This is a genomic window from Pseudomethylobacillus aquaticus, assembly GCF_003730115.1.
Taxonomy (GTDB): Bacteria; Pseudomonadota; Gammaproteobacteria; order Burkholderiales; family Methylophilaceae; genus Pseudomethylobacillus; species Pseudomethylobacillus aquaticus.
This window is the reverse complement of the sequence record NZ_RJVP01000002.1, coordinates 238,725-254,034: the sequence shown is the minus strand read 5'-3', so window position 1 is coordinate 254,034 and position 15,310 is coordinate 238,725. Positions and strand designations below refer to the sequence as shown.

Sequence of the window (15,310 nt, the reverse complement as noted above, 5' to 3'; positions counted from 1 at the left end):
TACCAATCGGTAAATAAATAATAGTTCGCCTCCCCACAGACTGTCAAATGTTTTTTACTAAGTGGTACAATATTCATATCAATTCAGCCAAGAGCACTACCATGACCACCACCAACAGCACCGACGCCCCACCCCGCCCACGCGGAAGACCTGCTGCATTCGACCGCGAAGCCGCCTTGCAACAGGCGTTGCTGGTGTTCTGGTCACACGGTTATGAAGGCGCCTCCATGGCTGAGTTGACGGCTGCCATGAACATGAACAAGCCCAGCATCTACGCCGCATTCGGCAATAAGGAAGAATTGTTCCGCCATGCCTTGCATGCCTATACGGCCAGGACAGGCACGTTCATCCGTAAAGCGCTTGAAGCGACCAGCGCCAGGCAAGTGGTCGATCAGTTACTGAACGCGGCAGCGGCCATGCTCACCGACACCAGCCACCCGCCGGGCTGTATGATCGTGCAAACCGCATTGGCATGTGGCGCCGCATGTACCGAGATACGTGAGGAATTGACCCGCTATCGCCATCGTATGCGACAGTTGCTACAACAACGCTTTGAACGCGCGCAAGCGGAAGGCGACCTACCTGCCGATGCCGTACCCGCAGATCTGGCACGTTATGTGGCGGCCATACACCAGGGCATGTCCGTGCAGGCCAGTAGCGGCGCTAGCCGCGAAGAGTTACAGGCACTGGTGCGTGTGGTGCTGCAACTATGGCCATCGCGTTAGCAGGCAGTGCGGTTGCCCGTGCAGATCGCTGCAAAAACCGGCTGTACGCTACAGGAGCTACAGTCACTCAATGAGCAATTGACCCGTTTGCGTAGCCGCCTGATCGCGAACTTGTAACAGCGGATTCTTAAATTATTTTCAACTTGAGGAATGGCCATCATGAACAAAACGCGCATCGCATTATTGGTGGCACTGAGCTTCTCGCTCAGCGCCAACGTCTACGCAGAAGCTGACAAACCCGTCACCGAACAACTGGTCGATACCCTGACCAAACTGTCCGGCGGCCCGCATGCCGACTTCCGCGCCAACCATGCCAAAGGCTTGGTGGTGCAGGGTGATTTCGTCCCGGCAGCAAGCGCCAGCAGCGTCTCCAAAGCCGCGCATTTCACTGCCAAATCCGTACCCGTTACGGTGCGCTTCTCCAATGCCACCGGTGTACCCAATATCCCGGATGCCAACGGCAACAGCTTCCCCAAGGGCATGGCCATCCGCTTTGGCCTGCCCGATGAAAGCTATACCGACATCGTGGTCATCTCTGTGAACGGCTTCCCAGCCGCCACGCCAGAAGATTTTCTCGGCTTGCTGAACGCCGTTGCGGCAAGCGGTGGCGATGCGAAACCCAGCCCGGTGGAACAGTTCCTGGCCACACACCCGGCAGCGCTCAAGTTCGTGACCACCCCCAAGCTGCCACCCGTGAGCTTCGGCACGCAGCCCTTCTTTGGCGTGAATGCTTTCAAATTCATCAACGCCAAGGGTGAGGTGAACTATGGGCGCTACCTGATAGCCCCAGTGGCCGGCGCTGCCTATCTGGATAAAGCGGACGCAGACAAGGCGGACCCTGATTACCTGATGAATGAATTGCCGGCCCGCCTCAAGCAAGGCGCGGTGCAGTACCGCATCGCGGTACAACTGGCCGAGGCTGGCGACGCCATCAATGACGCCACGCAAACCTGGCCAGCGACGCGCAAAGTGGTCGAACTGGGCACACTGAGCGTACGCAACGTGCACCCGCAAGGCACTGCGTTTGAAAAACAGACCATGTTCAACCCGCTGATGCTGACCGATGGCATTGAGGCCTCGGAAGACCCTATCCTGCTGGCGCGCCCTGGCGCGTATGCGGTGAGCTTTGGCCGTCGCCTGAAGTAAGCCGCTACTACTTCACACTCAAAACAAAAGCCCCTGCGATGTTGCAGGGGCTTTTTCATGCTCAGTGAGCGCGTACTCTGCAAAAATCAGGTGCCGCAGAAGGTCTGGTATACCTCATCCGAAGGCGGGGCCGGGCTACGGTAAGCCAGGTTCTCCGGCGTTTCTTCGAACGGCTTGGCAAGCACCGCCAGCAACTGGTGCAAAGGCCCGAGGTCGCCATGGTCGGTGGCGGCATCCAGCGCTGCTTCCACCTGATGATTCCGCGCAATGACTGCCGGGTTGGCGGCACGCATGCTAGTGCTCACATCCTCCGGAGTGGCTGTCTGTCGCCGCACACGCTGTTGCCAGCGCTTGAGCCAGTTTTGCACGTCCGCCGCGTCGGCATTCGGCAAAGTCTGCTCTATGCTCAGGCGACGGAAGCTGTTGGTGAAATCCATGCCGTGGTTCTGCATGCAGGTGAGCAGATCCTCAACCAGCGCCGCGTCATCCTCCGCCTCATCCAGCAAGCCAAGTTTTCGCCGCATGCCAGCCAGCCAGGACTGCTGGTATTGCTCAGGGTAGGCATACACCGCCGATTCCGCCAGGCGGATGGCGATGGCTTTATCTTCATGCAGCAAGGGCAGCAATGTCTCGGCGAACCGCGCCAGATTCCACTGCGCGATGGGCGGCTGGTTACTGTAGGCATAACGGCCCTGCCGGTCGATGGAACTGAACACTGTGGCAGGCGCATAACGGTCCATGAATGCACACGGGCCGTAGTCTATGGTCTCGCCGCTGATCGCCATGTTGTCGGTGTTCATCACGCCATGGATGAAGCCCACCTGCATCCATTTGGCCACCAGCGCAGCTTGGGCCGCACAGACCGCATTAAGGAAGGCCAGGTACGGGTTGTCGGCCAGAGCGGCCTCCGGGTAATGGCGCTGTATGGTGTAATCCGCCAGTGCCTTCAATGCCACCGGGTCCTCCAGCACATAGGCATACTGGAATGTACCCACACGAATGTGGCTGGCTGCCACCCGCGTCAGCACCGCACCCGGCAATGGGGTCTCGCGGTAGACCGGCTCGCCTGTAGTCACCACTGCCAGGCTGCGCGTGGTGGGAATGCCCAGCGCATGCATGGCCTCGCTGATGATGTACTCGCGCAACATCGGCCCCAATGCCGCCCGACCGTCACCACGACGCGAGTACGGCGTCACGCCTGAGCCCTTCAGCTGGATATCGACACGCGTGCCCTGCGGCGTGATGTGCTCACCCAGCAACAAGGCACGGCCATCGCCCAGCATGCTGAAACCACCGAACTGATGCCCCGCATAAGCCTGCGCGAGTGGCCTCGCCCCCTCGGGCACCTGATTGCCGGAGAACAACTGCGCGGCGGCTGTGTCAGTCAACGCTGCCGAGTTCAAACCCAGCTGCTCTGCCAGCGCATGGTTGAAAATGACCAGATGCGGATCGCGTGCCCGTGTGGCGCTTTCACGCACATGGAACGGCGCAGGCAGCTGGGTGTAACTGGTGTCGAAACGCCAGCCGATAGATGAAAATTGTTGTTCAGACATAGACCAGCACTGTACCGTGAAGCAGCCGGGACGTCATGAGTTACAGAAAGCCTATGCTGAACCTGCCACGCTCTGCAGCCGCCTAGGCAGCGTATCAGCCAGCAGTGGCCTCAGGAAACCCGTCAATGCTCACTCCAAAAAAGCTATTCAATTACACCTTATTCATTAATTTCCTGAGTGGGCTTTCATGGTTTTAGGCACCGTTAAGCCAGGTGATGTAACACATCATTACCAGGCTGAATATGAAACGCAGTGCTTAACCATTTTCAAGATAAGGGAGTTACTCATGAAGAACACATGGATCACAGCCGCACTACTGGCTGGTGCTATCAGCGCCTGCAGCGGGGATAAGGCTGGCGACAAGATAGACCGCATGCACTCGGACAAGATGGAGTCGTTCAGCTCTGCCACGCTCAATTGGCAGGATGAAGCCATCCTGCCGCCGGGTGCTCAAAGCGCTCTGCTGGTAGGTGACCCGACCAAAGCGGGGGTGTTCATCGTACGCCTGAAATTCCCACCCAATTACCCCATCCCGGCACACACCCACCCGTTCACGGAGGTCATCACCGTGCTGAGCGGCAAACTGGGTAACGGCATGGGCGAAACGTTCGACACCAGCAATGGTGAGGTGCTCAATGCGGGTGACAGCTTTGTATTACCGGCTGGCCATTCGCATTATGTATGGACCACGGACGAGGAAACCATCGTCGAGTTGATCGCCACCGGCCCGTGGGACATCAGCTACATCAACCCCGCAGATGATCCGCGTAACAGCAAACCATAAGCGCACGGTCAAAGCTGACCAGCAGCGCCGACCAGGAGGCACCATGATAAGACTCAGCGCCCTGATGTTATCCACTCTGTTGCTTGGCGCATGCGATGCGGAACAACCCAAACCGCCGACGCCAGAAACCGCAGGCATCTCCCTGTTCCCAGACCAGCTCACCTCGCCATTGGCGGGCATCATCAACGTGGATAGAAACAGGAATATCGCCAAGGTGCTGGCCGAGCGCGATGTGTGCCAATCAGAAAAATCTGCCCAATACCGGCAGTCGAATTGGTTGGTGGTCAGCAATCAGTGATGTGGCGTGCTGCCAGCACCTCGTTGCAAGAGGTGGGGCAACCGCCGTTTTATCGACCTGAGCTGTATCAGCGCAGCATAAGCGGTATGCCCGGCCTCACTGTTTAAGGCCTTACTACTTGCTGTCTTACTGCTCGGGCTTGATGCCCATGGCCAGTTTGAGGCGGTCCGCCATGGGCGCGTCCAGGCTGTTCAGCATGGCCACCCGACTAAGTGCCTCGTTACGCTTGCCGCCTTCATCTGCGATCAGCCCCAGATAATACAAGGCCTGGGTATGCTGATCGTTTAGTGCCACCACGCGCGCCAGATGCTGTTCCGCCACCTGACTTTCATGCTTGCCATAGGCCGCGGCCGCCAGATAGAACCAGGCCTCGGCGTTTTCCGGCTCGTTTACGGTCCATTGCTGTGCGATCACTTCCAGCGCCTGCCAGTCCTCAGTGAGGTAAGGCTGCACCACGCGCATGAAAGCTGGCCATTTATCGAACGATTCCGCCCAGAACGCCACCTTGTGCGGCTCACTAAAGCTGGCCTGTGCTGGCTGCTGCATCAGCGCCTGTATCCACTCCACCGGCATGAAGTAGTAATAGGCGTTGCGTCCTGGGCTTTTCAGGGTGATCACGCCCACCAGATTTCCTGCATCGTCAAACAAGCCACCACCACTATCGCCCAGCCTGAAGGTGGCCGAAGCACGGACGATGACACTGTCTTCCATGGAATAGAGTGCCTGAACATGCCCAAAACTGGTGCATGCGATCATGGAGAAATTGGGGAAGCCTGTCGCAAAGACCGGTTGCTGATATTTAAGGGCTTTGCTGGAACCGATGCTGGCCACTGGCGCATTGAGACCCTCCACCTTGAGCAGGCACAGGTCATGATGCCAATCCGCCTTGGTGGTTTTGGCCACATACACAACACCACTATTGAGTACACGGATGTTGCCGGCATTAGCCACCACATGGCAGTTGGTCACCACCTCATCCTTGGCCACCACCACCCCGGAACCCACGCCCATGCCGCCATTCGCAAGGCCAACCTGCACCCGCACCACCATGGCGTTGGCTTTTTGCAGCAGTTCATCGGTGGGCAGCGCGGCTGCCGGAAGTACCTGACTCAACAACAATAACGCAAGAACAAGCCGTGTCATGTTTGCCTCCTGTTTACTCAAGCAATCTGGTTACACCTCATAGATCGAAATATCTGAACGTTCAGTAGTACCTAAGCAACGGATATGCCACTTGTCATGCAAGCGGATAAACCGGCCCAGTCGATGTAGAATCGGCAATCGCGCAGTTTTCTTGATGTTAACCCGCTGGTTCAGGAGGCTTTTGATGAAAAAGAGTGTTGTTTTGCTGCTAGTTCTGAGCTTATTCAGTGTGATGAACACCGCCTGTTTCTATAAACCACACCCGCATGGCTGCCCACCGGGTCAGGAAAAGAAGGGGAATTGCTAATAAGCAAGCGAGTAGCTCAACAACGAGCGAGAGCACGGTTTGACACTGACCAACTGATGCTGTGCCAGCAGCTGTTCAGCAGTGCTGGCCAAGTTGCGCAGGAGCACACGCCAATATGGACATGATCAAAGTCAGCGCAGGCAAACTGCGCGCCATCGGCTACCAGCCGCAAACCCGCACCTTGCGCGTAGAGCTGGAGGACGGCAGCGCGCTGGAATATGCAGGTGTGAGCGACAGCCTGTGGCGCAACTTGAAAAGTGCCAGCGCGCAGTGGAGCTATTACCGCGACAACATCGAAGACGAATTCACCGCGCAGCGCGTCTCGACCAAACCCTCCGGTGGCAAGAACCCGCTGGACGAGCTGTTCGGTTCATAGCCAGGCAAAATGCGCTGGCACGGCAAGGTTAAGCGTCGGGGCGTGAGGCTGACGACAGGGCAGGCTGCTGTGGAGCAGGCTTAAGGCGATTCATGAAAATCCGTAGCCGTATCTCATGGTGGGCAGCAGGGTGGAAACGGAACGTGTGGGTATGATGTGAATCATACAAACAAGCAATCATTGCTTATTTGATCAACCAAACAAAGGAGATACATCATGTGGACCAAGCCAGCTGCTACTGAAATGCGTTTCGGTTTCGAAGTCACGATGTACGTTTGCAATCGCTAAGTCGATCTATCGACTAGTCGATACGCATTCAAATAAAAACGGCGCCTAGTGCGCCGTTTTTATTTGTGCAAAGGTTACTAAAGCTGTTTGGCTACCGACAACAAAATAAATGTTCTTGACACCATAACTTGCAGCCTCTTCTGTAGCAGGTGAAGTTATTTACAAGTGGCAGTATCAACATAAAGCACAACTGTACTACTCCAAAAGGTGCAAGTTTATTTACACAATGTACGTATAACTTGCAGCTCGTCTTCTTAAAAACATCCAGTAATCCAGTTGGCGCTGCTTTTCAACACCGAATCCATTGGCTTAGAATCAATCCCAGCCAATTTACGATCGGGAAGAACCAAATGGCATTCGTGTTTCAGCAACCTGGAACTGCAAAACTTCTGCATGCAATTGACAACGCTGCAGTCAATGCGGACAAAGGTGGCGGGGTTTTTGCGTTTGCTTCAAAAGGGGGGATTGATGCGCTCTTCGACAGCCCCAACATTGCCAACATGCTTGCTGCTGGTCGGCACTTCCATTTGATCGTCGGTATCGATGCAATAACCAATGCCGAAGCGTTGCTATGCCTCAGTGAAAGAGTAGCCTCGTATCCTGCATTGTTGGCGGTTAATGTTTTTTTTCACAATCACCCAAATAGCACTTTCCATCCGAAATTCTCGTGGTTTTGGCAGGGAAACAATCTCCGTCTAGTTACTGGTTCGGGGAATTTGACACGACGTGGTCTGGGTCAAGTTAGTATGGACACTCCCCCTCCTGGTAATTGGGAAGCTTTCAGCGTACAGAATCTATCAGGGGCGGATGCAGAAGCTGCCCAATTAGAGATCGATAATTGGCTATCAGCACAGCAGGAAACCGGAAGGCTACTTTCGCTCGATGATGAAAAGGTTCGCGAACAAGCAATGGCTAACGGGCGCGTACGTTTCTCCTCCACTATCGCTGCGGCTCCTCCAGCTCCAGCAGCCGGCGTTCCAGCTCCAGCAGCCCCAGCGATCCATGCAACCCTCGTTGATGGTGTGGATCTAGGTACGCCAGAGGTATTGGTGCGAGAAATACCCGTTAACCGAACAGGCCAAGCCGACGTGGGAAAAAGTGCGTTAATGGAGTTCTTTGGTTATGAAGGGGTAGCGAAAAATGTCTTTGTGCAGCATGTTTCAAGGGATGATGTACTTGGACCTGTCGAATCAATTCGCTTGTTTGTGAATCAGAGCCAGAACTACCGCCTTGAGTTACACGCTATAGCCGACTTGGAATACAAGGTTGGTGCTGATGATAGCCGGATGATTCTGGTTGCTACCAAACTTGATCGCCGCTCTTTCCGCTACACCATAGTTCCTGTCACATCTGCCGACTACACCTTCGTCTCTGAACTGTTGGGACCAATTCCGCCCCATGGACACCGGCGCTTGATGAGAGAGAGGCGTATCTTGCCGGAGAATTTGCGTGCTGCATGGCCCGATGCGCCTCCCAACTTGCTTCCTGTTGAGCTGCTTACGCCAGAACCTTAATCGCTTCACGACAAACTCTTAGCGGAAACACTTGAGAAGTATTTCTGCTTGGTCGCGAGTCTTTAAGGTCAGCTCGCTACTGTTGAGTTTGTTGTGAGTCACCCCGTCGACAGTGCAAACTTCGACTCGATCATAGTGGGCGTGTGCCAGTTCGACTATCTGGTTCATAGACACCACCCGAGGATGCGTCCCATCCCCAGTTTCATGGGGTGAATATGAGAGCACCAAAGGTAGATCATGTTCCCGTGTCGCTTTGAAAAGCGCATCAAAGGCTGCGGGTGCAGCGGATCGAATACAAAATGCTGATTGGTGGCGGTCCTCTCGATACGCGCCACGACTAGGGACGCGTTTACTGTCCTTCATTACCTTCGTGATAGCCGGATTGTCTCGAAGGCACATAGTTTCAAGGACATGATAAAAGCGACTGTAATGATCTCTTGTATAGGGCGGATCAGCATATGCCACGGTGCAATTGGAAGCGTTCTGACCAATTGCGGCAAGGTAATCTTGGCGAATGGCTTGTGACTTGCCTCTTGCGCTTGGCAACCTGGCGTACCGATCCAACCATGTCCGATACAGTTGCAATGTATCTAGCGAACGATCACGCTGAACAACTTTCACAAGTCCGGGCTTCACGGCGCCAGATTTGTTTTTTGGTTGAATTGGCTGAGCGAACTGTTTCCCTACGGTATTTACAAGTTGACTTGCAGTCCCGAGAGCGGCTGCAGTTAATGTGTCACGACATTGTTCATCAGAGGAATTGGCAACAGATAAAAGTGCATCAAGCATGGCGGCCTGAATAAACGAAAAATATAAGCCTCCAAAGTACCGAGACACCGTAGTTTCTGCCGATTGCCACAATCCTTTCCCGTGCAATCTATGTATAGCCTCATGAGCAGCGTCGCCAAGACGGGTAGAAGGAGCGGCAAATTCGGGGATGGAGTGCACCGCTAATGGGGGAGATTCCAGTAATTCGACGAGCTCACTGAAGTCGCCCATGATAGCTTCGCGAATACACTCTCGTTCATGGTCAAGTAGTGGCTGGAGACACCATAGCACCTGTTTCGTAGTTTCATTTGATGCGGCACGAGCAACGATGTTTGTTATCTCGGCCTGCGACAAAGCTGATGGACTTAAAACCGCCGAGCATAGGACACGAGAGTATTCCTGCACATCGACTGTCGTCACTTCGCGACGACACCCTAACGCCGCCCCAACAGAGCCCGTACCAGCAAACAAGTCAAGCAGTCGACCGCCGCTAGGATCTACGTCGTCGATTGCTGCCTGAATGGCTGATGTAAAGCTATTTTTGCATCCCAGATAATAGATGGGGCGAAAAAGGTCTGCCTGTTGCTCTACTTGTTCTCTATAGTCGATAGAAGTCAAAACCGCCGCCACCTTGCCACCCAATCAGTTTGGATATACCACCTTTTTCCCCGCCGACAACTTGCTGCAATCTCTCTACACAGTGTGTCTTGATATGCGCACCGACTTCTATGCCTATATAGCCTCTGCTCATCTTGTGGGCTACTGCCGCAGTGGTTCCGGAACCAAGATAGGGGTCAAGCACCAAATCACCCGGGTGAGTACTGATTTGTAGGATGCGATAAATCAATTGTTCGGGTTTTGGAGTGTCGAATAGGGAGGTCTCCTTGAACAACTCCAGGAGGTGTTTCTTGGCTGTACTCGTTGTCCCAACCTCATCTGCACGCCATAGAGTTTCGGGGGTCAGCCCTTTTTTACGATCAGTCAAGAAACGCTTTAAGCGTGGGACAGCGTTACCGTCTTTGCCAAACCAAACATTGTTTTTCACGATTTCTTCGAGCATTTTTGGTTCGCTATATACCCAGCACCGCCCTTTAGGAGGATGGTGGACCCGTCCATTGGGCGCACGAAGTGCATAATATTGCTGTGGGGTTGCATGTCCTTCTTGGACATTAGCGGATACGGACTGCCATGGGCCACGGGGATCGGAATCTAGATTCTTGTAACGTTTCTTCACATCCTGCGTGAGTGGCAATGAATTACGTACCCTCGACCATGCCTCTATATTTTTTGCATAGACGAGAAGATACTCATGGTTTCTCGAGAGCACTTTGCGGTTTTCCCGTGTCGTCCTGCGCTCCCAAATGATCGTGCCTACAAAATTGTTTCGCCCGAATACTTCATCAGCGGAAACTTTAAGATAGTGAAGCTCGGAATCATCAATGGATATCCAGACACTACCATCTTCGCGGAGCAGGGCTCTGATCTGTTGTAAGCGGGTAGTGACTGCTTCCAGCCACTCATCGTGACTCATACTGTCGAAATAATGCTGGTAGCTTTCACCGTTATTGTACGGAGGGTCGAGGTACGCACATTTCACAGAGCCAGCGTGCGTTCTGGCTAGCAGTCGAAGCGCTGTTAAATTATCTCCGTGGATTAGCGCATTCCCTGTCCCCTCAATGCCAGCAGACCACTTTTCTACGCGTTTTATTGCCTTGTCAAATTGATCACGAGGGCCAGTCGAAACTCCCATCGGGTTATGTATCGCCAAAATGGCTTCGGAGGCGTTATCCAGATTCATGTCATCTCTCACCATTTAAGTCCCGTCTGCAGAGCTATGGTGAATCGCTGCTTTCCACATTGGACTGACCTGCAGCTTCTTTCCATTCGCGTACCACCTTCACAATCTCGTCGTTTTCCAGCAAATTCAGCAGATTCAATAGTGCTTTCATGGCCAAAGGGGCGTTAGTTCCCCGTTGATACTCCAAATAGGTGCGGTGCCCCACACCAATACGATGGGCCATGTCGACTTGAGTAATACGCTTTTTTTCTTTTGCCTCAATTAGATGATGCGTACCGCGTATCAGGTCTTTTAGCTCCACTGAAAATCCCGGCAACAGTTTCCAAGCACCAATTAAACCACGTTATCGCATTAATGCAAAGAATATGTCTTTTATTGATATATATAAATCTTTTTTAGATATAATTATGTCAACATTCGCATTCTAATAATACATATTTATGTATAAATAATACATTTAAGTAACAAATGCATGCTCTCCGACATATCGGCACTATTTTTCTTAACAGCCATGGTTAGTATTTTGGCTTTTGGCCGACCATGGCAATGTCCTCACAGAACGTGTGTCTGGCGAATCACAGCAACGAAACGGTTTACCAGACCTCTTGCACCATCAATGACGCGAAAATCCCAGAAGGTATAAATGGTGATCTGGGGACAGTCATAGCCATGCCGACAGATCAAAGGAGGAACCGCACTTTCTGTTCAATATGACGGAATGTTCACGTCACGTGAACATTCCAAAAAGTGAACAGCCAATGTAAGATTGGCGGGGTAAAAGTTGCGTTAAGCGGGTGAAAAAACGTAGCGCCGCCCGGGCAGCCGGGTGCCACCTGGAGTGGCTAGGTGCGAAAGCACCGAGAGAACCTCGCATGCAACGGCCGCTGAAGCGGCCGTTTGTTTTTTCCGCATTCAAGGCCTCCTCACGCAGCTAGCAGTCTTGACGATGCATCGCAGTGAATACCCAGCAACATGGCTTGCCGCCGCTCAATAAGGCAGCCTTCTGCCGATTGCCCATCGCCATGCCAATTCAGCACTTCAAGCTGTAACTCCTTGCACAGGGCAATGAGTTCTTTTTGCGTAAGGCTCCTTAAAGAATTAAGCGTCAGTTGTCTCATTCAGCAGCTTCAAACTGACCGTCCGCTTAAGTCGATAACGGTCGTTGAGCACAGACAAAAGCCCGCATGTGCGGGCTTTTAATTACTTGCAACTTATGGTGTTAAAAGTTGCAGCTTATGCTGTAAAACCTGCAACTTATGGTGTCAAGAACAAAAGGGGCTCTCGCCCGTTTTAAAAATCAACCGCACTTACTTTCCCCACAATTCAAACACGTCAAACACCCGTCCATCACGATACTGGCCTTGGTGTGGCACTTGTTACATAGCTGCGCACCCTTGGGGAAGCCTTCTTCGTTCACTGGCTCGTCTGCGTGCTTTTGCAGGTATTCGGTCTTCTTTTCTTCGATGAGCTTTTTCTGGTGTTCGTCCGGGCCGGACTTTTTCAGCATGCCGATCTCTTGCAGGTGCTGTTCCAGCACTTCGCCGATCTCAGCCACCAGGCTGGGGATGTATTTGCCGCCCTTTTTAAAATAACCACCGCTGGGGTCGAACACACTGTGCAGTTCTTCCACCAGGAAGGTGACATCGCCACCCTTGCGGAACACGGCGGACATGACGCGGGTGAGCGCCACGATCCACTGGAAGTGTTCCATGTTTTTGGAGTTGATGAACACTTCGAACGGGCGGCGGTGTTCCTGCGGCGTGCCTTCGTGCATCACGATGTCGTTGATGGTGATGTACAGCGCGTGTTCGGTGACCGGGGTCTTGATCTTGTAGGTGTTGCCGACCAGTTTTTCCGGACGGCTCAGCGGCTCGCCCATTTGCACCACTTCAGCGGATTTTTGCGCCGCAGCGTGTGCTTCGGCCGCGGCCTTGGCTTTGTCTTCTTCTGTCACCACGTTGTAACCGGTGATTTTCTTTTCGATCTTGATTGCCATTGTGTTCTCCTTAGTCGAACGTGAAATGTGAAAGGGGAAAAGTGAAATGTATGAACCACCCTACGTTTCACCTTTCACGAGCCGCATAGCGGCATCACGTTTCACAGTTCTTAAAACTTGCCGTAGTAGCCCTCTTTCAGCGCGTCGTACAGATTCGCTGCTGAGTGGATCTCGCCGTCGTATTCGATCTCTTCATTACCCTTGACCTCGATCTCGCTGCCGTCGTCCAGGGTGAACTTGTAGGTGGTGTTCTCCAGATCCTTCTCGGTCACCAGCACGCCCTGGAACGCTTCAGGGTTGAAACGGAAGGTGGTGCAGCCCTTCAGGCCCTTGTCGTAGGCGTACAGGTAGATGTTCTTGAAGTCCTCAAAGTCGTAATCGGTCGGCACGTTGATGGTCTTGGAGATGGAACTGTCGATCCACTTCTGTGCTGCCGCCTGGATATCCACGTGCGCTTTGGCCTGTATGGTGGAGGAGTCGAGGAAGTAATCCGGCAGCTTTTCTTCTTCCGAGGTGCCGAACGGCATGGCCTTGGCGTTGATAAGCTCGCGGTAGGCCAGCAGCTCGTAGGAGAACACGTCCACTTTCTCTTTGGACTTCTTGCCTTCGCGAATCACGTTGCGGCTGTAGTGGTGCGCGAAGGATGGCTCGATGCCGTTGCTGGCGTTGTTAGCCAGCGATAGCGAGATGGTGCCGGTCGGTGCGATGGAGCTGTGATGCGTGAAACGCACGCCTTTTTTGGCGATCTCCTTGCGCAGCGCCTCCGGGAACTGCTGCATGTAGCGGCTATACAGGCCCAGCAGCACCTTGCCCTTGACCTTGGCACCCAGTTTGATGCCGTCTTTGAGCATCTCCGGGCGCTTGGCCAGCATGTCACCGGTGACGATGAACTCTTCTTCCATGATGGGCGCAGGGCCTTTTTCATCGGCCAGCTGCACGCCGATCTCCCAGCCCACTTCAGCCATGATGCGGGTGACTTCTTCGGTGAACTTGATGGAGTCGGCTTCGCCGTACTTCATCTTCAGCATGGTGAGCGTTGACCCTAAGCCCAGATAGCCCATGCCGTGACGGCGCTTGCGCATGATCTCGGCTTGTTGCTCGGGCAAAGGCAGGCCGTTCACTTCTACCACGTTGTCCAGCATGCGCGTGAAGATGGCGACCACATCGCGGTATTCGTCCCAGTCGAAATAGGCCTTGTCGGTGAACGGGGCCTTGACGAACTTGGTGAGGTTGACCGAACCCAGCAGGCAGGCGCCATAGGGTGGCAGTGGTTGCTCACCACACGGGTTGGTGGCGCGGATGTTCTCGCAGAACCAGTTGTTGTTCATCTCGTTGACGCGGTCGATCAGGATGAAGCCGGGCTCGGCGAAATCGTAGGTGGACGACATGATCACGTCCCACAGGCGGCGCGCCTTGATGGTCTTGTAGACACGGCAGGCGACCTTGCCGTCGGATTCGCGCGTGACGTATTTGCCCTTGACCGGCCATTCGCGCCAGACCACCTGCTCGCTGTCGTCCAGGTTCAGGCCATCGGCTTCGGCTTCCTTGGCGCTGACCGGGAAGGCCAGCTTCCAGTCGGCTTCGGCCTTCACGGCTTCCATGAACTCTTTGGTGATCAGGCAGGACAGGTTGAACTGACGCAAGCGGCCGGCTTCGCGCTTGGCCTTGATGAAATCGGTGACGTCCGGGTGGGAGATGTCGAAAGTGGCCATTTGCGCACCACGACGGCCACCAGCAGAAGACACGGTGAAGCACATCTTGTCGTAGATATCCATGAACGACAGCGGGCCGCTGGTGTAAGCGCCTGCGCCTGCCACGAACGCACCCTTGGGGCGCAGCGTGGAGAACTCGTAGCCGATACCGCAACCGGCTTTCAGCGTCAGGCCGGCTTCGTGTACCTTGCCCAGGATGTTGTCCATGCTGTCTTCGATGATGCCGGACACGGTGCAGTTGATGGTGGAAGTGGCAGGCTTGTGCTCCTGCGCGCCAGCATTGGAGGTGATGCGGCCAGCCGGGATGGCACCACGGCGCAGCGCCCACAGGAACTTGTCATACCAGACGGCACGCTTCTCGTCGCTGTCTTCGGCATCGGCCAGCGCACGAGCCACACGCTGATACGTGCCGTCCATGTCCTGGTCCAGGAATTCGCCCTGCTTGGTCTTCAAACGATACTTCTTATCCCAGATATCCAGTGATACGGGTTGCACGGGAACCTGTTGCAGATCCGGTGCTTGATCCGGGCTCGATTTGACGGCCTTTAGCATGGGTTTTCTCTCCTGATGGATGCGGGTTTTAATTAGTCGCGGTTACCGCTTAAACCACAATATGTAGTGATTGGATGCAAAGTTATTTCATTTAGTAGGGGCGGTCAAGCGCATTCTTATTGAAAATCCGTCTCAAAAATACAACACCGCGCTGCAAGCCTTGTCATTCCACAATTCCCGAAAATCAATAGGGTCAAAAATATTTTCTGCAGGCAAAAATGGCTGGCGAAACACGCTGGCAACACAGCGCACCAAACGTCGATTCTTTGCATGGCTTTCCGTGCAGATGCACCGGGCATATTTAGCATGCCGAATGGCGGCTTTGACGCTGGTGTTCATGGCGTCACGCT

At 54.0% G+C, this 15,310-nt stretch carries 15 protein-coding genes; 7 read left to right on the top strand and 8 right to left on the bottom strand.

Annotated elements, in window-relative coordinates; translation table 11 throughout:
* Window positions 1–101: 101 nt before the first annotated feature.
* Together ED236_RS04820 and ED236_RS04815 are read left to right on the top strand one after the other, a co-directional pair.
* Entirely contained in the window at window positions 102–725 is a 624-nt protein-coding gene (locus tag ED236_RS04820; RefSeq protein WP_123236824.1) for a TetR/AcrR family transcriptional regulator, read from the top strand.
* A 159-nt stretch (window positions 726–884) separates the two neighbouring features.
* Window positions 885–1,871, top strand: a complete 987-nt coding sequence (locus ED236_RS04815) for a catalase family peroxidase (RefSeq protein ID WP_123237117.1) — start codon at window positions 885–887, stop codon at window positions 1,869–1,871.
* Window positions 1,872–1,957: 86 nt separating this feature from the next.
* Here ED236_RS04815 and ED236_RS04810 read toward each other — a convergent pair whose 3' ends face one another.
* Window positions 1,958–3,424, bottom strand: a complete 1,467-nt coding sequence (locus tag ED236_RS04810) for a protein adenylyltransferase SelO (RefSeq protein ID WP_123236823.1) — start codon at window positions 3,422–3,424, stop codon at window positions 1,958–1,960.
* 286 nt (window positions 3,425–3,710) lie between these two features.
* Between ED236_RS04810 and ED236_RS04805 the strand changes: the two genes are divergently transcribed.
* Both ED236_RS04805 and ED236_RS04800 read left to right on the top strand, forming a co-directional pair.
* The gene (locus ED236_RS04805; protein ID WP_123236822.1) at window positions 3,711–4,208 is read left to right on the top strand and encodes a cupin domain-containing protein; all 498 of its coding nucleotides are present in this window, start codon (window positions 3,711–3,713) and stop codon (window positions 4,206–4,208) included.
* A gap of 43 nt (window positions 4,209–4,251) precedes the next feature.
* Window positions 4,252–4,506, top strand: coding sequence for a hypothetical protein (locus ED236_RS04800; RefSeq protein WP_148042250.1), 255 nt, complete (start codon window positions 4,252–4,254; stop codon window positions 4,504–4,506).
* Window positions 4,507–4,632: 126 nt separating this feature from the next.
* Here the strand turns inward: ED236_RS04800 and ED236_RS04795 are convergent, their stop codons facing one another.
* Window positions 4,633–5,649: a trypsin-like peptidase domain-containing protein gene (locus ED236_RS04795; RefSeq protein ID WP_123236820.1), complete on the bottom strand. Its 1,017-nt coding sequence runs from the start codon at window positions 5,647–5,649 to the stop codon at window positions 4,633–4,635.
* A 422-nt stretch (window positions 5,650–6,071) separates the two neighbouring features.
* Between ED236_RS04795 and ED236_RS04790 the strand changes: the two genes are divergently transcribed.
* From ED236_RS04790 to ED236_RS04780, 3 genes are all read left to right on the top strand, one after another.
* Window positions 6,072–6,332, top strand: coding sequence for a KTSC domain-containing protein (locus ED236_RS04790; RefSeq protein WP_123236819.1), 261 nt, complete (start codon window positions 6,072–6,074; stop codon window positions 6,330–6,332).
* A 216-nt stretch (window positions 6,333–6,548) separates the two neighbouring features.
* Complete coding sequence (pqqA, locus tag ED236_RS12725; RefSeq protein ID WP_081987173.1) at window positions 6,549–6,620, top strand: pyrroloquinoline quinone precursor peptide PqqA; 72 nt, start codon at window positions 6,549–6,551, stop codon at window positions 6,618–6,620.
* A gap of 239 nt (window positions 6,621–6,859) precedes the next feature.
* Window positions 6,860–8,134 carry a phospholipase D family protein gene (locus ED236_RS04780; protein WP_148042249.1) on the top strand — a complete coding sequence of 425 codons (1,275 nt, stop codon included), beginning with the start codon at window positions 6,860–6,862 and terminating at the stop codon, window positions 8,132–8,134.
* Window positions 8,135–8,152: 18 nt separating this feature from the next.
* Here the strand turns inward: ED236_RS04780 and ED236_RS04775 are convergent, their stop codons facing one another.
* The 6 genes from ED236_RS04775 to ED236_RS12370 form a co-directional block, all read right to left on the bottom strand.
* On the bottom strand, window positions 8,153–9,520 hold the full coding sequence (locus ED236_RS04775; RefSeq protein ID WP_162299581.1) for a DNA adenine methylase: 1,368 nt from the start codon (window positions 9,518–9,520) through the stop codon (window positions 8,153–8,155).
* A complete protein-coding gene (locus tag ED236_RS04770) occupies window positions 9,501–10,700 on the bottom strand; it encodes a site-specific DNA-methyltransferase (protein WP_205125639.1) in 1,200 nt (399 codons plus the stop codon). The genes ED236_RS04775 and ED236_RS04770 overlap by 20 nt, the downstream gene beginning before the upstream one ends.
* Before the next feature lie 34 nt (window positions 10,701–10,734).
* Window positions 10,735–11,001, bottom strand: a complete 267-nt coding sequence (locus ED236_RS04765) for a helix-turn-helix domain-containing protein (protein ID WP_123237115.1) — start codon at window positions 10,999–11,001, stop codon at window positions 10,735–10,737.
* Between the two features lie 996 nt (window positions 11,002–11,997).
* Window positions 11,998–12,696 (bottom strand): TSCPD domain-containing protein, encoded by a 699-nt coding sequence (locus ED236_RS04760; protein ID WP_123236816.1) that lies wholly within the window; start codon window positions 12,694–12,696, stop codon window positions 11,998–12,000.
* A gap of 110 nt (window positions 12,697–12,806) precedes the next feature.
* Window positions 12,807–14,960, bottom strand: coding sequence for an adenosylcobalamin-dependent ribonucleoside-diphosphate reductase (locus tag ED236_RS04755; protein ID WP_123236815.1), 2,154 nt, complete (start codon window positions 14,958–14,960; stop codon window positions 12,807–12,809).
* Window positions 14,961–15,092: 132 nt separating this feature from the next.
* Window positions 15,093–15,299, bottom strand: a complete 207-nt coding sequence (locus ED236_RS12370; protein ID WP_148042248.1) for a hypothetical protein — start codon at window positions 15,297–15,299, stop codon at window positions 15,093–15,095.
* Window positions 15,300–15,310: the final 11 nt, after the last annotated feature.